Annotated in this window: 14 protein-coding genes; 3 read left to right on the forward strand and 11 right to left on the reverse strand. The window is 42.1% G+C overall.

Translation table 11 applies throughout. From position 1 onward, the window contains the following. Nucleotides 1–96: 96 nt before the first annotated feature. The 8 genes from fusA to glf all read right to left on the reverse strand — a co-directional run bounded on the left by fusA (nucleotide 97) and on the right by glf (nucleotide 9,627). On the reverse strand, nucleotides 97–2,214 hold the full coding sequence (gene fusA, locus NCY30_RS02910; protein WP_022415686.1) for an elongation factor G: 2,118 nt from the start codon (nucleotides 2,212–2,214) through the stop codon (nucleotides 97–99). 18 nt (nucleotides 2,215–2,232) lie between these two features. Next, nucleotides 2,233–2,703, reverse strand: a complete 471-nt coding sequence (gene rpsG / locus NCY30_RS02915; RefSeq protein ID WP_022415687.1) for a 30S ribosomal protein S7 — start codon at nucleotides 2,701–2,703, stop codon at nucleotides 2,233–2,235. A 181-nt stretch (nucleotides 2,704–2,884) separates the two neighbouring features. Continuing rightward, complete coding sequence (gene rpsL / locus NCY30_RS02920) at nucleotides 2,885–3,304, reverse strand: 30S ribosomal protein S12 (protein WP_006428144.1); 420 nt, start codon at nucleotides 3,302–3,304, stop codon at nucleotides 2,885–2,887. A gap of 161 nt (nucleotides 3,305–3,465) precedes the next feature. After that, complete coding sequence (locus NCY30_RS02925; protein ID WP_055303832.1) at nucleotides 3,466–3,981, reverse strand: VanZ family protein; 516 nt, start codon at nucleotides 3,979–3,981, stop codon at nucleotides 3,466–3,468. 55 nt (nucleotides 3,982–4,036) lie between these two features. Next, entirely contained in the window at nucleotides 4,037–4,975 is a 939-nt protein-coding gene (locus tag NCY30_RS02930) for a nucleotidyltransferase family protein (RefSeq protein ID WP_006428142.1), read from the reverse strand. A 67-nt stretch (nucleotides 4,976–5,042) separates the two neighbouring features. Further along, nucleotides 5,043–6,881, reverse strand: coding sequence for a glutamine--fructose-6-phosphate transaminase (isomerizing) (glmS, locus tag NCY30_RS02935; protein ID WP_022415689.1), 1,839 nt, complete (start codon nucleotides 6,879–6,881; stop codon nucleotides 5,043–5,045). A 66-nt stretch (nucleotides 6,882–6,947) separates the two neighbouring features. After that, nucleotides 6,948–8,336 carry a phosphoglucosamine mutase gene (gene glmM / locus NCY30_RS02940; RefSeq protein ID WP_022415690.1) on the reverse strand — a complete coding sequence of 463 codons (1,389 nt, stop codon included), beginning with the start codon at nucleotides 8,334–8,336 and terminating at the stop codon, nucleotides 6,948–6,950. A gap of 160 nt (nucleotides 8,337–8,496) precedes the next feature. Then, nucleotides 8,497–9,627, reverse strand: a complete 1,131-nt coding sequence (gene glf / locus NCY30_RS02945) for a UDP-galactopyranose mutase (protein ID WP_022415691.1) — start codon at nucleotides 9,625–9,627, stop codon at nucleotides 8,497–8,499. Nucleotides 9,628–9,827: 200 nt separating this feature from the next. On the opposite strand from glf, the gene iorA reads away from it, so the two are divergent. The 3 genes from iorA to NCY30_RS02960 all read left to right on the forward strand — a co-directional run bounded on the left by iorA (nucleotide 9,828) and on the right by NCY30_RS02960 (nucleotide 13,538). After that, the gene (iorA, locus tag NCY30_RS02950; RefSeq protein ID WP_022415692.1) at nucleotides 9,828–11,651 is read left to right on the forward strand and encodes an indolepyruvate ferredoxin oxidoreductase subunit alpha; all 1,824 of its coding nucleotides are present in this window, start codon (nucleotides 9,828–9,830) and stop codon (nucleotides 11,649–11,651) included. Beyond that, the gene (locus tag NCY30_RS02955) at nucleotides 11,644–12,222 is read left to right on the forward strand and encodes an indolepyruvate oxidoreductase subunit beta (protein ID WP_006428137.1); all 579 of its coding nucleotides are present in this window, start codon (nucleotides 11,644–11,646) and stop codon (nucleotides 12,220–12,222) included. The genes iorA and NCY30_RS02955 overlap by 8 nt, the downstream gene beginning before the upstream one ends. 80 nt (nucleotides 12,223–12,302) lie before the next feature. Continuing rightward, on the forward strand, nucleotides 12,303–13,538 hold the full coding sequence (locus tag NCY30_RS02960) for a phenylacetate--CoA ligase family protein (protein ID WP_022415693.1): 1,236 nt from the start codon (nucleotides 12,303–12,305) through the stop codon (nucleotides 13,536–13,538). 100 nt (nucleotides 13,539–13,638) lie between these two features. On the opposite strand, the gene NCY30_RS02965 is transcribed toward NCY30_RS02960, so the two are convergent. From NCY30_RS02965 to rpoC, 3 genes are all read right to left on the reverse strand, one after another. Continuing rightward, on the reverse strand, nucleotides 13,639–14,202 hold the full coding sequence (locus NCY30_RS02965; RefSeq protein ID WP_022415694.1) for an HD domain-containing protein: 564 nt from the start codon (nucleotides 14,200–14,202) through the stop codon (nucleotides 13,639–13,641). Nucleotides 14,203–14,407: 205 nt separating this feature from the next. After that, entirely contained in the window at nucleotides 14,408–15,493 is a 1,086-nt protein-coding gene (locus tag NCY30_RS02970; protein ID WP_006428134.1) for a M24 family metallopeptidase, read from the reverse strand. A 278-nt stretch (nucleotides 15,494–15,771) separates the two neighbouring features. Then, nucleotides 15,772–19,449, reverse strand: coding sequence for a DNA-directed RNA polymerase subunit beta' (gene rpoC / locus NCY30_RS02975; RefSeq protein WP_006428133.1), 3,678 nt, complete (start codon nucleotides 19,447–19,449; stop codon nucleotides 15,772–15,774). Nucleotides 19,450–19,456 lie beyond the last annotated feature (7 nt).

The following is a 19,456-nucleotide window of genomic DNA, read 5'->3' on the forward strand; positions in this document are numbered from 1 at the left end:
TTTAGTGCCATATGGCATATTAACAAATTGTTCGTTTGCTCGGCTACATTTGATTATATTTCAAATGTAGCACTTTTTCAAGCATTTTATAAATAATTAGTCATTTTTGCTGGATAAAATCTTTTCCTGTACTGACTTCGGTACTGGCTCGTATTTCTCGAAGAACATTGAGTAGTTACCACGTCCCTGTGTTCTGGAACGTAAGTCTGTAGAGTATCCAAACATTTCTGACAATGGAACGAATCCACGAACGATCTTTCCGCCGCCGAGGTCATCCATACCTTCGATACGTCCACGACGTGAGTTAATGTCTCCAATAACGTCACCCATGTACTCTTCCGGCATAGTAACTTCTACTCTCATGATAGGCTCAAGAAGAACTGGAGATGCCTTCTTCATAGCGTCCTTAAATGCAAGAGAACCTGCAATATGGAAAGCCATTTCACTTGAATCGACTTCATGGTAAGATCCGTCATATACGTTAGCCTTAAGACCTACAACTGGGAATCCTCCAAGGATACCAGACTGCATAGCCTCTTCGATACCTTCACCTACAGCTGGGATGTATTCCTTCGGAATAGCTCCACCAACTACAGTAGATTCGAATTTGAATGTTTCCTCACCGTTAACATCCATTGGCTCAAATTTAACTTTACAGTGTCCGTACTGTCCACGTCCACCTGACTGTTTAGCATATTTGCTATCAATGTCAACTGGTTTTGTAAATGCTTCTTTGTAAGCAACCTGAGGAGCACCTACGTTAGCTTCTACCTTGAATTCACGAAGAAGTCTGTCTACGATGATTTCAAGATGGAGCTCTCCCATTCCGGCGATGATTGTCTGTCCAGTTTCCTGATCAGTATGAGCACGGAATGTAGGGTCTTCTTCAGCCAGTTTTGCAAGAGATTCACCAAGTTTACCCTGTGAAGCTTTTGTCTTAGGCTCGATAGCAAGCTCGATAACTGGTTCTGGGAATTCCATTGATTCCAGAATTACAGGATGCTGCTCGTCACAGATTGTGTCACCTGTTGAAGTGAACTTAAATCCGATTGCTGCTGCGATATCTCCTGAATATACTTTATCAAGCTCCTCACGCTTGTTGGCATGCATCTGAAGGATACGTCCAACACGCTCTTTTTTATTCTTTGTAGCATTCAGTACATAAGAACCAGAGTTCATTGTACCAGAGTAAACTCTGAAGTATGCCAGCTTACCAACGAATGGGTCTGTCATAATCTTGAATGCAAGTGCTGAGAATGGCTCTTCGTCTGAAGAATGTCTTACAACATCGTTTCCATCCTCATCCACACCTTCGATTGGTGGGATATCTGTTGGTGCAGGCATGTACTCAACGATTGCATCAAGGAGCTTCTGTACACCTTTGTTTCTGTAAGCTGATCCACAGCAAACAGGAACTGCTGTACACTCGCAAGTTGCTTTTCTGAGTGCTTTCTTCATATCATCGATAGATGGTTCTTCACCTTCGAGATACTGCATCATCAGATCATCATCAAGATCGCAGATCTTTTCTACCATTTCTGTATGGTAAAGTTCTGCGTCGTCTGCCATATCTTCCGGGATATCTGTAACTGTGATGTCATCTCCCTTATCATCGTTGTAGATGTAAGCTTTCATTTCCATCAGGTCAATGATTCCCTTGAAGTCGTCTTCTTTACCGATTGGTAACTGAAGACAAATAGCGTTCTTTCCAAGTCTGGTCTTAATCTGGTCTACTGCATTGTAGAAATCAGCACCCAGGATATCCATCTTATTGATGAATGCCATTCTTGGTACATTGTATGTGTCAGCCTGACGCCATACGTTTTCTGACTGAGGCTCAACACCACCCTTAGCACAGAAGACGCCGACAGCGCCGTCAAGTACACGGAGTGAACGCTCAACCTCTACGGTAAAGTCAACGTGTCCCGGAGTATCAATGATGTTGATACGGTGCTCAAGAGCTCCCTTTTTCGGTTTTGTGAACTCTTCAAGTGTCCAGTGGCATGTTGTAGCCGCAGAAGTAATTGTGATACCTCTTTCCTGCTCCTGTTCCATCCAGTCCATGGTAGCAGTACCTTCGTGAGTATCTCCAATCTTATAGTTAACACCGGTATAGTACAGGATACGCTCGGTAAGAGTTGTCTTACCAGCATCGATATGCGCCATAATACCGATATTTCTTGTTCTCTCTAATGGATATTCTCTTCCAGCCAAGATTTTTTCCTCCTATAATTAGAAACGATAATGAGCAAATGCTTTGTTTGCTTCTGCCATCTTGTGCATGTCTTCTTTCTTCTTTACAGATGCGCCTGTGTTATTTGCTGCATCCAGGATTTCGTTAGCCAGTCTTTCTTCCATTGTCTTCTCTCCTCTAGCACGAGAGTATACTGTCAGCCAACGAAGTGCAAGAGTCTGTCTTCTTTCAGGTCTAACCTCGATTGGTACCTGGTAGTTAGCTCCTCCGATACGTCTAGCCTTTACCTCAAGTACTGGCATGATGTTATTCATAGCCTCTTCAAATACTTCGATAGCTGGCTTTTCGGCTTTTGCTTCAACTCTTTCAAACGCTCCGTATACGATCTTCTGTGCAACACCCTTCTTACCATCAAGCATAATGTTGTTGACAAGCTTGGTTACCACTTTATTGTTGTATACTGGATCCGCTAATACGTCTCTTTTCTGAGTATGTCCTTTACGTGGCACGGTCCTTCCCTCCTTAAACATCTTAATTTAATTCATCGGTACTCACATGTGTCTTTCTAATGATACTGTGTAGTGCATAGGGCATACAATATATATACCTTGCAACTTACATAATCATAGTTCTGTTTGTGATTACATTTTTAATTGGTTCGAAATCTTATCTACGCTTTACGCAACAGATTTATTTCTTATCTTTTGGTCTCTTAGCGCCGTATTTAGAACGAGCCTGTCTTCTCTTAGCAACACCTGCTGTATCAAGTGTTCCTCTTACGATATGGTATCTTGTACCTGGAAGGTCTTTTACTCTTCCTCCACGGATCAAAACAACGCTATGCTCCTGAAGGTTGTGTCCTTCTCCTGGGATGTAGCTTGTTACTTCGATTCCGTTAGACAGACGTACTCTGGCGATCTTTCTAAGAGCTGAGTTAGGTTTCTTAGGTGTAGCAGTCTTAACAGCTGTACAAACACCTCTCTTCTGTGGAGCAGAAGTATCAGTGCTTCTCTTCTTTAAAGAGTTGTATCCTTTCTGAAGTGCCGGTGCTGTAGACTTCTTTACAGATGTCTGACGTCCTTTTTTTACTAACTGGTTAAATGTTGGCATTTCTTTCACCTCCTACGATTATAATAAGTTGCTTATTCATCTTGTGAATAGTCGTACATCAAAACAAAACGTTCCTATGCACGCTTGTTTAGTTTATTACGAATCATGATACTTGTCAAGGGATTTTCCTTGATTTTTTCACGTTTTCTGCCACTTTTTTCTTAGTTTTTACAAGATTTTTTCTTTTCCTTATATTTTACGATTTCATGCTTTATCAAGCTAAATACTAATACTCCCGCCAATACACCGGCACTATCGATGCATACATCTCTGAACTGACAGCTCCTGCCCGGCACAAACAACTGATGTAATTCGTCACTTGCCGCATATGCTGTACCTGCACACCAGCAGATCAGCATGGACCGTTTCCCGCTGTCTTCCGAAAAAGAATACGCCGTCCTCAGTATCAGCACACCAAGGACCGCGTACTCTGTTGCATGCGCACATTTGCGTACCGGGAAATCAATCATTTTCGCAAACTGCTCCTGCCGTTCTTCTGACCAGGATGTAAATTGCGGGACTATCAGCCTCCCGATCTCTTTTCCTACCGAATGGCTCATTCCCTCCGATTCTACCGCTTTTTTAGCCGAAAAAGAAAAAATCACTGACATCCAGATGATCGTAAAGATCAGCCAGATTATTCCTGTCTTTTTTCTCTTCATCCTGTTTTCTGTCATATTTTTTCCTGTCTTTTTGATTCTTTACTATGTCTCGGATATCTGACTCCGGATTTTATGCCTGCAGATCTGAGAACAGATCTTTTCGATATACGCCATCTGCGATCAATTTTGCAAATGACTCTACTACAACAGGTTTATCTTCTTTATAAGTAACACCAAACCATTTATCCTGTGTCTCCAGAAGTTTGACACTTACTTTTCCTTTTTTCAAAAGCTCGTCAATATAGATTGGAAGCAGGTATTCTCCTTTCAGTTCTTTTGCTTCGTCTCCCTTGATATTTTCAAAGAATTCTACAAAGCCTTCTTCCAAAAGTCCCACAAATTCCGGTGTCAATCCCCACATATTCATAGATACATGCGAATTCACATTTATTTTATTTCCCTGTGATTCTGCTCCATCCTCTGTTTTTTTGATTTCATAGGTTTCCATAACATCCGTCAGATAATCATTCTCATCCACTGCACAGATTCCTCTTGTAACAGTTCCATTATCACTTAAAGTATTACCAAGAATAAAACCTGCCATGCAGAGTTCTTTCGATCTTTCCGGAGTATAATTATTAATCAGAAATTCATGGATCTTTACAAATGCTTCTTTTCCATAATAATCATCTGCATTAATAACAACAAACGGTTCTTTGATGATGTCTTTACACACCAGAACTGCCTGTCCCGTTCCCCATGGTTTACTTCTATCCACAGGTTTTTTGATTTCTTCCGGAAGATCATCTAATTCCTGATAAGCGTAAGCGAATTCTACGTTCAACCTATTACAGATCCCTTCGATACGCTTTCCGATCGCGTCATGAAATGCTTCCTTAATATCCTTACGGATGATAAATACAACTTTATTAAATCCGGCTTCAATTGCATCATGGATAGAATAATCCATAATAATCTCTCCATTCGGGCCAACCGGTTCTAACTGCTTGATTCCACCACCGAAACGAGACCCCATTCCCGCAGCCATGATGACTAATGCTGTTTTCATAATCTTCTTTCTCCTTTATTCATTTGTCTTTTTCACGGTTAGGATTAGTATAGCACAATTTCGGGACCTATTCTACTGTTACACTCTTCGCAAGGTTTCTCGGCTTATCTACATCAAGCCCTTTTGCCACAGATACATAATATCCAAGTAACTGGAGCGGAATCACTGCAAGTGATGTTGCAAAGTGTGGATCTGTCTTTGGAATATATACAGAGAAATCTGCATTTTCTTCAATATTATAGTGTCCAAATGTCGTAAGACCCATCAGATATGCGCCACGGCTCTTACACTCTACCATGTTACTCAGTGTCTTTTCATATAATGCCGGCTGAGTCAGTACTCCGATAACGAGTGTACCGTCTTCAATCAGAGAAATCGTTCCATGTTTTAATTCTCCTGCTGCATATGCTTCAGAATGAATATAACTGATTTCTTTCATCTTAAGACTTCCCTCTAATGAAATTGCATAATCAATTCCACGTCCGATAAAGAAAATGTCTTTTGCATTCACCTGTTTGGATGCAAACCACTGAAGTCTTTCTTTGTCTTCAATGATTCTGCTGATCTTATCCGGAATCGCCTTCAGTTCTTCGATATATCCAGTATACTGTTCCTCTGTAATCTGACCTCTGATCTTAGCAAACTGAATTGCCAGTGTGTAAGTTGCGATCAGCTGTGTACTGTACGCTTTTGTTGTTGCAACCGCAATCTCCGGTCCTGCAAGTGTATAGAATACATTATCTGCTTCTCTCGCAATAGATGAGCCGATCACGTTCACAATTCCAAGTGTCTTTACACCCTGTTTCTTAGATTCTCTGAGGGCTGCAAGACTGTCGGCAGTCTCTCCTGACTGACTGATGATAATAACCAGTCCCTTAGGATCGAGGATCGGATTACGATATCTGAACTCTGATGCAAGTTCTACACGTACCGGGATTCTTGCCAGGTCTTCCATAACATACTGTGCTGCCACTCCGACATGATATGCAGATCCACACGCTACAATATAGATCTGGCTGATCTCTTTAATCTCTTCTTCTGAAAGTCCGACTTCTGAAAGATCGATCGCACCGTCTTTTACAACAGAATTCAGAGTATCTGAAACAGCCTTCGGCTGTTCATGGATCTCTTTGATCATAAAATGCTCATATCCAGCTTTTTCTGCTGCCTCTGCATCCCATTCAACTGTTTTTAATTCTTTTTCGATCTCATCGCCATCCAGATTATAGAATGTAATCTCTCCTTTGCGGACACGTGCCATCTCCTGGTTTCCAATATAATATACATCTCTTGTATATTTCAGGATCGCAGGAACATCTGAACCGATATAAGATTCTCCGTTTGCAACTCCTAAGATCATCGGGCTGTCTTTTCTTGCTACATAGATTTCTTCCGGATAATCTTTGAACATCATTGCAAGTGCATATGATCCACGGATACGCACAAGTGCATGATTAATTGCATCTACCGGTGTTCCTTCATATTTTTTATAATAGTAATCTACCAGTTTTACTGCTACTTCTGTATCTGTCTCTGAGTAAAATGTATATCCTTTTCGTACAAGTTTATCTTTTAATTCCTGATAATTTTCGATGATACCATTATGAACAGCTACTACATTTCCGTCATCACTTTTATGCGGATGTGCATTGTTCTCAGACGGTTCTCCATGAGTTGCCCATCTGGTATGTCCGATACCACAAGTTCCTTTTACAGTTTCTCCATCATTGGTCTTCTCTGCTAAAACTTTCAGTCTTCCTTTTGCCTTAATAACTTCTACATCTGCATCACCGTCACGTACAGCGATTCCTGCAGAGTCATATCCACGATATTCCAGTTTTGCCAGGCCATCTAACAAGATGGGTGCTGCCTGATGTTCACCTGTAAATCCTACAATTCCACACATATTATCTTTTCTCCCTGTAAAAATTCTTAATATAGTCTATTCTTCCAGTGTCATTCATGTATCTTTCTAACTTGCAATATGTCCTTTAGCCTTTACAACATCCACAACCTGGTCTACATATTTTCTACAGACTTCCTCTGTCTCGGCTTCAACCATTACACGAAGAAGCGGCTCTGTTCCTGATTCACGCACAAGAATACGACCGGTATCTCCAAGTGCTTCTGTAACAGCTTTTACTGCTGCCTGCACATCTGCGTCATCCTGAGCAGCCTTTTTATCTGTCACACGTACATTTTCAAGAACCTGTGGATAAATGGTAAGTCCATCCAGCAGTTCGCTCATCTTCTTCTTTCTTGCCATCATAACTTCCATCATCTTAAGACTTGTAAGGATACCGTCTCCTGTAGAAGCGTATTTTGAAAAAATAATATGACCTGACTGTTCTCCACCAAGGATACAGCCATTCTTTGTCATATATTCGTATACATATTTGTCTCCGACTGCAGTCTTCGCATAACCGATTCCAGCCTCATCAAATGCTTTGTATAATCCAAAATTAGACATAACCGTTGTAACAACTGTATTATTCTCCAGTTTGCCTCGCTCTTTCATATATTTTCCATAAATGTAAAGGATCGCATCTCCATCTACCAGATTTCCTTTTTCATCAACGCAAAGACATCTGTCTGCATCTCCGTCATAAGCGAATCCGACATCCAGACCATTCTCAACCACGAATTTCTGCAGGCCGCCAATATGTGTAGATCCTGCATTATTATTAATATTGGTTCCATCAGGTTCTGCATTGATAACATAAGTCTTTGCTCCCAGAGCATCAAATACGGATTTTGCGAGGTTCCATGAACTTCCGTTCGCACAGTCAAGTCCGACTTTCACTCCCTTGAAAGAATAAAGTCCCAGTGAGATCAGATAACCGATATAACGATTTCTTCCTGATACATAGTCTACCGTACGTCCGATCTTAGATGTATGTGCAAACGGAATCTCTTCATAATTTTCCCCAAATACTTCCAGCTTGCCATCCAGATAGTCTTCTACCAGTGCAATCGTTCCTTCATCCATCTTCTCTCCATTACCGTTGATCAGCTTGATTCCGTTATCATAATACGGATTATGGCTTGCCGAGATCATAATACCACAGTCAAACCCATCGGTTCTTGCCACATAAGCTACAGACGGTGTCGTCGTAACATGAAGCAGGTAAGCATCCGCTCCCGAAGCTACCAGACCGCCAACCAGTGTATATTCAAACATATAGCTTGAACGTCTTGTATCTTTTCCGATCACAATACGAGCTGGTGTATCATCACCGTTACGACGCTTTACTTCTCCGTAATACCATCCAAGAAATCTTCCGATCTTATATGCATGATCTGCTGTTAAATTATTATTGGCTTCTCCACGGAAGCCATCTGTTCCGAAATATCTTCCCATATGTATTCTCCTAAAATAAAAATTTTTAGTCATTCCGTTATCAAGTAACTGCCACCATTATAGTTGGTATCAAGATTAAGTTCAAGCAAAAGTGGCAAAAAAGTACGCATATGTGCAAAGACATCTTTCGTACATATGCATACTTTTTACTCAACAATCACTATTCTGCTTTCATTCCAAGTTCTTTTTCACACAGTTCCAGTGATGATGCAATCACTGCATCCATGTCATAATATTTGTATTCTCCAAGGCGTCCTCCAAAGATCACCTTTTCTTCTTTTTCTGCCATTTTTTTATATCTGGCATAAAGGGCACCATTCTTTTCATCATTAACCGGATAATATGGTTCATCCCCCAGTTTCCACTCCGAACTGTATTCCCGGCTGATTACAGTCTTTGGAATGTCATTTCCTTCTGAATCTTTTCCAAACTCAAACCATTTATGCTCAATAATACGAGTCCATGGTGTCTGACGGTCTGTATAATTGACTGCGGCATTCCCCTGATAATTTTCCTGATCCAGAAGTTCTGTCTCAAATCTTACTGATCTGTATTCCAGTGTTCCAAGTTCATATCCGAAATATGCATCGATCGGTCCGGTATAAATAACTTTCTCGGCCAGCGCATCTAACGCCTCTTTATTCTCCAGATACTCTGTATTCAGACGGACTTCGATTCCATCCAGAAGATTTTCAACCATCTTTGTATATCCTCCGACAGGAATTCCCTGATATAACGCATTAAAATAATTATTATCAAATGTCAGACGCACAGGAAGTCTTTTGATAATAAACGCCGGAAGTTCCCTGCAGTCACGTCCCCACTGCTTCTCCGTATATCCCTTGATCAGCTTTTCGTAAATGTCTCTTCCAACCAGGGAAATTGCCTGTTCTTCCAGATTCTCCGGCTCTTTTGTTATCTCTTTTCTCTGCTCTTCAATCTTCGCTTTTGCTTCCTCCGGAGTAACTACTCCCCACATCTTATTAAATGTATACATATTAAAAGGAAGTGAATACAATTCACCCTTATAATTAGCCACCGGCGAATTCGTAAAACGGTTAAACTCTGCGAACTGTGTAATATAATTCCATACTTTTTTGTTATTTGTATGGAATATATGTGCACCATATTTATGTACATGGATTTTTTCTATCTCTTCCGTATATACATTTCCGGCAATATTCGGGCGTTTATCGATCACCAGAACGGATTTTCCCGTTTTCCTGGCCTCATGTGCAAACACTGCTCCGTATAATCCGGAACCAACTACCAAATAGTCATATTTTTTCATGTTCAGTTCTTCCTCTTCTTTATTTATATTCTTTCAGGTAATAGGATTATTCTATCATATATCTTGGTTAACTGAAAGATGCTGTCTTATTTTTTGTATCATTTCGCTCTTTCACTTTATCACGTTACCAAACGATTGCATTTCTTTACCGAACATATTATACTATTTAAAAATGAAATAATTCAATTTGAGGTGAAATTATGCATAAAGAATTTTTAATGGGAAATGCTGCCATTGCCCTCGGTGCTGTTGCCGCCGGCGTCAATGTTGTGGCAGGCTATCCCGGAACACCATCTACCGAAGTGCTCGAAACAGTTGCCAAAAACCGGCCGGACGATGTCTACGTAGAATGGTCCGTGAATGAAAAAGCCGCAATGGAACTGGCTGCCGGAGCAGCTTATGCCGGAGCCCGGTCAATGGTAACTATGAAACAGGTCGGACTAAATGTGGCATCTGATCCTTTGATGAGCCTGGAATATGTTGGAATCAAAGGAGGAATGGTCATTCTTGTCGCAGATGATCCTGGCCCGATCTCTTCTCAGACCGAGCAGGATACCAGGCATTTTTCCAGATTTTCCAAACTCCCTTGCTTTGATCCATCATCCGCTCAGGAAGCGTATGAGATGATCCAGGAAGCTTTCGAGTATTCTGAAGAATATGGTACTCCTGTGTTCTTACGACCAACCACAAGAGTCTGTCATGGCTATGCCTCCGTCACAGTAAAGGACGAGAAAGAATTTACGCAGCATAAACCCGAAGGATTCATCAAAGATTCCAAACGCTGGGTCATCTTCCCAAGATTATCTTTCATGAATCACCAGAAGATCGAAGCGCGAAACAGAGAATTATCAGATGTCTTTTCTTCTTATGACAAGAATAAGATTCATCCGTCCTGCGAAACATTTAAAGATTCAAAGAAAGGGATTGCAACCGGAGGAATCAGTTATACCTATGCAATGGAAACATTAAAGAACACTGGTATGGTAAAAAACTTAAAAGTTGCAACTCCTCATCCATTTCCGGAAAAACTGGCCGTTGAATTTCTGACTGGTCTGGATGAAGTTCTTTGTCTGGAGGAATTAGATCCGGTCATCGAGCGGGAACTTACCTACATCTGTGGGAAATACCACCTTCCGGTAAAAATACGTGGAAAACTAAGCGGAGACACTGCCTGTGCCGGAGAAAATACCAGAGACAGCGTAACTTCCTATATTAATACTTTTCTCGGCCTTTCCGACCGGAAAGACGCCGGACTTCCTGTAGCGCCGGAACTTCCGGTCCGTCCGCCGGTACTCTGTGCCGGATGTCCGCACCGTGCTTCTTTCTACGCGGTCAAAAAAGCTATGAAGGGAAAGAAAACTATTTTCTGTGGGGATATTGGCTGTTACACACTTGGAAATGCCATGCCGCTCGACATGGTTGACACCTGTCTGTGTATGGGTGCCGGACTGAATATTGCACAAGGGGTAGAAAAAGTTGAACCCGATACAACTTGTTTCGCATTCGTCGGCGACTCTACCTTTTTTGCATCTGCAATCACAGGTGTTGTTAATGCCGTTTATAATCAGGCCAATATGGTACTCATTGTACTGGATAACTCCACAACTGCCATGACCGGTCATCAGCCTCATCCCGGAACCGGACACACTGTTATGGGAGAGATTGTCCAAAAAATCAATATCGAACAGGTACTTCACGGAATCGGTGTAACAGACGTTGAAACTGTTAATCCATTAGACCTGCATACATCTGTAGAATGCGTACAGAAGATGGCAGAGCGTTCCGGTGTGAAGGCAATCATTTTCAAATCACCTTGCATTGCAGTCACAAAACCGGCCGCACCTCTTCATGTTTCCTCTGACAAATGTATCGGCTGTAAAAAATGTATAAAAGAACTGGGATGCCCGGCTATCGTTCTTAATAACGGCAATGTCTGTATTGACAGTTCAATGTGTACAGGATGCGGCCTTTGCAGTCAGGTCTGCCCGGTAACTGCTATTACAGGAGGTGAAGATCATGAATAATCAGAAAAATATTGTCCTCTGTGGAGTTGGTGGTCAGGGAACTGTCCTCGCTTCCAAGCTGCTCGCAGCAGCAGCCATGAGTAAAGATATTCCGGTCATGAGTGCCGAAACGATCGGTATGGCACAACGAGGCGGAAGTGTATTCAGTCATCTTCGTATGGGAAATGATCTGTATTCTCCTATGATCGAAACAGGAACTGCTGATCTTATTATAGGATTTGAACCTGGTGAAACGGTCCGGATGCTTCCTTACCTGAAAACCGGTGGACACGTTGTTGTAAGCACCCGTGCAGTTAAACCTGTTACTGCTACTCTAAGTGGTTTTGACTACGATGCCCCCCAGATGCTCGATTACCTGAAAGCAAATGTTCCGAATCTCACCTTTGTAAATGCTGATCAGGCATGCAGCGATATTGGTTCCTCCAAGGTACTGAATATGGTACTTTTAGGAGCCGCCATCCGTACCGGAGTATTGGATTTTACCATCTCTGAAATCGAAAGCATTATGAAGCAGACACTTCCGGAGAAGTTCCACGAGATGAATCTCCGGGCACTGAATTACAATATATAACAATCAGATCTATCATTAACCAACCGCTCCTGCATTATTGATATATAGGAGCACACCAAAAGAAAGGCGAGGGCATACATATGCAAATTACTGAAACACAAATCGCACAAGTCAACAAACAGATCAAGGCACTTCTTTCCGCAGAAAGTTTCTATGGAAAGAAATTAGAAGAAGCCGGCGTTAACAGCATCCAGTCTGCTGAAGATTTTCAGAAGCTTCCGTTTTCCGAAAAAAATGATCTGAGAAATGCTTATCCTCTTGGACTTATGACTGCCCCGGAAGAAAAAATTGTCCGCATTCATTCATCTTCCGGTACAACAGGACTGCCTGTCATCATCCCATATACCCAGAAAGATGTTGATGACTGGGCTGTCATGTTCAAACGTTGTTATGAAATGGCCGGTATGACAAATATGGACCGCATCCAGATTACACCGGGATATGGTCTCTGGACCGCCGGAATCGGTTTCCAGGCAGGAGCAGAAAGATTAGGCAGCATGGTTATTCCAATGGGACCTGGTAACACGGACAAACAGTTACAGATGATGATGGATATGAAAACAACCGTTCTTGGTTCTACCTCATCTTATGCCCTTCTTCTTGCAGAAGAAATCCAAAAACGAGGGATTAAAGACAAGATTCATCTTAAAAAAGGTATCATTGGTTCCGAACGCTGGGGTGAAAAGATGCGGAAACGTATCACAGAGGAACTTGGTATAGAAATCTATGATATCTATGGCCTGACCGAGATCTACGGACCAGGAATTGGAATCAGTTGTTCCCATGACTGTGGTATGCACTACTGGGATGATTATATTTACATCGAAATTATTGATCCTGTTACAGGCGAAGTATTACCTGACGGTGAACTTGGAGAGATTGTCATTACTACATTAGTAAAAGAGGGGGCTCCTCTTATCCGTTACCGTACCCACGACCTTTCCCGTATCATTCCTGGAGACTGCCCTTGTGGAAGCAAATTCCCTCGTCTTGATACCATCATGGGACGTACAGACGATATGATGAAGATTAAAGGTGTCAACGTATTCCCTGCACAGATTGAGGAAATCCTGAAAGAATTTCCTGAGGTATCCAGTGAATACCAAATCCGTATCTCTCATCTGGAAGGAAAAGATACCATGCGTATCTATGTTGAGACAAACGGAACCGTAGACTTCCTGGATCTCGCAAAACGTATTGCTTCTAAAGTTAAAAGCCGTATTGGATTTACACCGCTTGTAAAAGTAGTAGAGATCGGCTTGTTGCCTCGAAGCGAGAAAAAGACCAAACGTGTCATCGACGAACGTTACGAATAATAATATAATATAAAAAGAAATACATCATTGAAGCTGATTCTTCGTTTTTTGAAGTAACCTGCGAAATGATGTATTTCTTTTTATATTATATTGTTTTCGTTTATAAACCAAGTTCATCGGATATAGCGCACATTTCTTCCAGACCTATATCAATCAGATCTTCCAGCATCAAACCTGTAAACTCAATACTTTCCATGTAATCTCTGTTGGCTCCTTTTGCGAATCTTGCTTCGTTAAAACGCTTTAATACGGATTTTCTTTTTACACTTGCGATCTTTTTATCCGGATAAATCTGTGCAACCGCTTTTAAAAATCCACTCATCGGATCTGCTGCAAGAAGTGCATACTGAATCTTAGTTCTAGCTTTTACACCGCTTTTTGGATTATGTGCACAAATGGCTCCGAAAAGGATCGGATCATCAATTCCTTCTTTCTTTAGGATTTCTACAGATGTCGGTCCATGTACGCTAAGATCATGCTGCCAGTCACACTGCTCCTCATCAAGATCATGCAAAAGTCCTGCAATTCCCCAATATTCTACATCATCCGGTGCAAGACGTTTGGCAAGTCCCCTCATAATTGCCTCCACAGCCAGAGAATGTGTGATATAATGTTCTCCTTTCATATATTTGGTTAAGATTTCATACGCCTGATCTCTTGTCATCTTTGTTCCCTCCTGTAATATTTTCTCGATAATATTGTTTACCGCCATTTTAACACACTAACAGAGTAATGTAAACAAGTGTAAAATCTGCCGATAATACATACAGAGAAAAAGAGCAGTGAAACATTTTTTGTTCCTCTGCTCTTGCATTACGCTGTTACTGACTTATCTGCAATTGTCCCCGAAGGCATACAATACTGTTCTTCTACTCTTCTGGTACAACAATCAGTTCTTTTGTATAGTCATTCAGGACTTCGCATCCATCTTCTGTAATAAGTACAAGGTCTTCGATACGAACACCGATGTTCTCATCTGGAAGGTAGATTCCCGGCTCTACTGAGAAGCACTGTCCAACTTTGATGATATCTGTGTTAACAGATGATACATCACCGAACTCGTGATCTTCCAGTCCGATAGAATGTCCTGTTCTGTGTGTGAAGTATTCTCCGAATCCTTTTTCTTCGATGTAGTTTCTTGCTGCAAGGTCAACATCGCACATTCTGTTACCTGGTTTTGCAGCTGCAATACCACGTAAGTTAGCCTCTAATACTACATTGTATACTTCTCTTGCACGGTCAGATACTTCCCCAATGAATACAGTTCTTGTCATATCTGATGCATAATTGTCTTTGAATCCACCGATGTCAAGGATTACACAGTCTCCGCGTTTTCCTTTTGAATCATCTGTTACATGATGTGGATCTGCAGCACCGTGTCCATATGCTGTAATTGGATCGAATGATACGTCTTCGCATCCGAGTTCTTTGTAGATCTCACGCATCTTTGCATTTAATTCTTTCTCTGTTAATCCTTTTGCTACCCATGGAATGATCTTGTCCATAGCAATATCATTTATCTTAGAAGACTTTCTCATGAGATCCTGTTCTTTCTCATCTTTTACCATACGGATGTAATCGATGATCGGAGATCCGTTCACGAATTTGCTTCCTCCGCCCAGTTCCTGCAGACGAATAAGGAATTTAGAAGGCCATGTCTTGTCGATTCCCATAGTCTTATCTTTTTCCACATATTTGCTTAAGATCTCTACTCCGTCTTCGATATCATCATAGTAAATAATATCTACTCCGAGATCTGACTCCTGTGGGAATAATTTGTTGATCATCATCTTATGATTTCCGTTCACATTCAGATACAATGCCAGAAGTCTTTCTCCTGGAAAGATCCATTTTCCTGTCAGATAGAAAATCGCAACAGGATCAGAAATGATCATCTGTGGAATCTCATGCTCCTCCATTGATTTTAATACTCTTGTAAGTTTACCTTGATCCATAATAGAAACCCAACCTTTCTTAAATGTTGACAGAATCTGTTGCTTTTTTTCGCCGATTCTCACTGACAATTATTATAGACTTTCTGAATATAAAAGTCAATTTATTCTATTGTTCTTTGATAAATATCCATAAACTTCTTTTTTTTAAAAAGTCAGAAGATTAATAGATGTTATCTACAGGACCTGCCACCGGCAGCTCCTTACGAACGCATGGCAATAAAAAAGAAATCATTCACACTTTCGCATGTGAATGATTTCTCTTTATAAACTGTTCTATTTTATTCTTCGTCTTCAGATGTTGCAGTTACTGCTTCCTCATCAGAAGCACCTTCCTGCTTCACATCTTCTGCATCTCCGAATTCAAAATCAAAATCATCTTCAAAGTCCAGTTCGTCTTCCATTTCCATCTCTGTATTCAGCTTGATGTCACGGTATTTTCTCATACCTGTTCCGGCTGGGATATGTTTACCGATGATAACGTTCTCTTTCAGACCTACCAGCGGATCGACTTTACCTTTGATAGCAGCTTCTGTCAGGACTTTTGTTGTCTCCTGGAATGAAGCGGCTGACAGGAATGAATTTGTAGCAAGGGAAGCTTTTGTAATACCCATGATGATCTGCTCACCTGTTGCAGGTTCTTTACCTTCTGCTTCCAGAGCTTCATTTACATCCTCAAACTCAAGTCTGTCAACATTTGTTCCCGGAAGGAATTCTGTGTCTCCGGACTCTTCGATACGGATCTTCTTCAGCATCTGACGAACGATAACCTCGATATGCTTATCGTTGATTTCTACACCCTGCAGACGGTAAACTCTCTGAACTTCCTGGATCATGTAATCCTGTACGGCACGAAGTCCCTTGATTCTCAGGATATCGTGTGGGTTTACACTACCTTCTGTCAGTTCGTCACCGGCTTCAAGCTCAGCTCCGTCAGCTACTTTAATACGTGATCCATAAGGGATCAGATATGCTTTGGATTCGCCTGTTTCTCTATTTGTAACGATGATCTCACGTTTCTTCTTAGTGTCATTTAAGTTAGCAGTTCCTGCGATCTCTGTGATGATTGCAAGTCCCTTAGGCTTTCTTGCCTCGAAAAGCTCCTCGACACGAGGAAGACCCTGTGTGATATCTCCACCGGCTACACCACCACTATGGAATGTTCTCATAGTCAGCTGTGTACCAGGTTCTCCGATTGACTGTGCGGCGATGATTCCGACAGCTTCACCAACCTGTACCGGCTCACCAGTTGCCATGTTGGCTCCGTAACATTTTGCACATACACCGCTGTGTGAACGGCATGTAAGGATTGTACGGATCTTAATCTGTGTCAGCGGTTCACCCTTCTCGTCAACACCCTTCTTGCAGATCAGTTCTGCACGCTTAGGTGTTACCATATGGTTTGCTTTTACAAGGATATTTCCATCTTTGTCTACAATGTTCTCACAGATGTAACGTCCTGTGATACGTTCCTGTAAGCTTTCGATGACCTCGTTTCCATCCATGAATGCTTTTACATACATTCCCGGAATCGGCATTCCAGGTTTTGCACAGTCTACTTCGTGGATGATCAGCTCCTGCGATACGTCTACCAGACGTCTTGTCAGGTATCCGGAATCGGCTGTACGAAGAGCAGTATCTGACATACCTTTTCGAGCTCCATGTGCAGACATGAAGTACTCCAATACGTCCAGACCTTCACGGAAGTTAGACTTGATTGGCAGCTCGATCGTATGACCTGTTGTATCGGCCATCAGACCACGCATACCAGCAAGCTGTTTGATCTGTTTGTCAGATCCACGGGCTCCGGAATCGGCCATCATGAAGATGTTGTTATATTTATCAAGACCGTCAAGCAGTGCCTTTGTAAGGGCATCGTCAGTTGCTTTCCATGTCTCTACGACTTCTTTATATCTTTCTTCTTCTGTGATGAGACCACGCTTGAAGTTCTTTGTGATCTTATCTACAGTATCCTGAGCATTCTTGATCATCTCCGGTTTCTGCGGAGGTACCGTCATGTCAGAAATAGATACAGTCATGGCAGCTCTTGTTGAAAGCTTGTAACCCATAGCCTTTACATGGTCAAGTACTTCTGCTGTTGCAGTAGCACCATGTGTATTGATAACTTTCTCAAGGATCTGTTTCAGCTGTTTCTTTCCTACGTGGAAATCAACTTCCAGAAGGAGTTCATTTCCTTCTACTTCACGGTCTACAAATCCAAGATCCTGTGGGATGATTTCATTAAACATGAAACGTCCGACTGTAGATTCTACAGTTCCTGTCTTCACGGTTCCGTCCGGCATCTTCTTAGATACACGTACTTTTACACGTGAATGGAGTGTAACTGCTGCGTTCTCATAAGCAAGCAGTGCCTCGTTGAAGCTCTTGAAGATCATGCCCTCTCCCTTGGCACCAGGACGCTCCTGAGTCAGATAGTAGATACCAAGTACCATATCCTGTGAAGGAACGGCTACCGGACCACCATCAGACGGTTTCAGTAAGTTGTTTGGTGACAGAAGTAAGAAACGGCACTCTGCCTGGGCTTCTACTGACAGTGGCAGATGGACAGCCATCTGGTCTCCGTCGAAGTCGGCGTTGAACGCTGTACAAACCAGTGGATGAAGCTTGATAGCCTTACCCTCTACAAGGATTGGCTCGAATGCCTGGATACCAAGTCTGTGCAGTGTAGGAGCACGGTTCAACATAACCGGATGCTCTTTGATTACTTCTTCCAGAACGTCCCATACTTCTGGCTGAAGTCTTTCTACCATCTTCTTAGCATTTTTGATATTGTGTGCTGTTCCGTTCTGAACCAGTTCTTTCATAACGAATGGTTTGAACAGCTCGATTGCCATTTCTTTTGGCAGACCACACTGGTAGATCTTAAGTTCCGGTCCTACGACGATAACGGAACGTCCAGAGTAGTCAACACGCTTACCAAGCAGGTTCTGACGGAAACGTCCGGACTTACCTTTCAGCATGTCAGAAAGAGATTTCAGTGCTCTGTTACCAGGTCCTGTTACCGGACGGCCACGGCGGCCATTGTCGATCAGGGCATCTACAGCTTCCTGAAGCATTCTCTTTTCGTTTCTAACGATAATGTCCGGAGCGCCTAATTCAAGAAGACGTCTCAGACGGTTATTTCTGTTGATGATTCTTCTGTACAGATCATTCAGGTCAGATGTTGCAAAACGTCCACCATCCAGCTGTACCATTGGACGAAGATCCGGCGGGATAACCGGGATATTTGTCATGATCATCCATTCTGGTTTGTTACCAGACTCACGGAAAGCTTCTACTACTTCCAGACGTTTTACGATTCTTGCACGTTTCTGTCCGGTTGCACCCTTCAGGCCTTCTGTCAGTTCTGTATATTCTTTCTCAAGATCAATGTTCTCAAGAAGCTCTTTGATGGATTCTGCACCCATTCCTACACGGAATGCGCTTCCCCATTTTTCTCTTGCTTCCTGATATTCAGCCTCTGATAATACCTGTTTGTACATCAGGTCTGACTCGCCCTTATCCAGTACAATATAAGAAGCGAAGTACAGTACTTTTTCCAGAGTTCTTGGGGACAGATCCAAGATCAGTCCCATACGGCTTGGAATTCCCTTGAAGTACCAGATGTGTGATACCGGAGCGGCAAGGGCGATATGGCCCATGCGCTCACGACGTACACTTGCTTTTGTTACTTCAACACCACAACGGTCGCAGACCACACCTTTATAGCGGATCTTTTTATACTTTCCACAGTGGCATTCCCAGTCCTTGCTTGGTCCGAAGATCTTTTCGCAGAACAGTCCGTCTTTTTCTGGTTTTAAAGTTCTATAGTTGATGGTCTCTGGTTTGGTAACTTCTCCTTTTGACCATTCCAGAATCTTTTCAGGTGATGCCAAACCGATCTTGATCGCATCAAAAGTCATTGGCTGATAAGTTTGTTCCTTATTATTTTCTGGCATACTTTGG

Source organism: Dorea sp. MB18-49, assembly GCF_023669465.1.
In the GTDB taxonomy this organism is placed as follows: domain Bacteria; phylum Bacillota; class Clostridia; order Lachnospirales; family Lachnospiraceae; genus Dorea_A; species Dorea_A longicatena.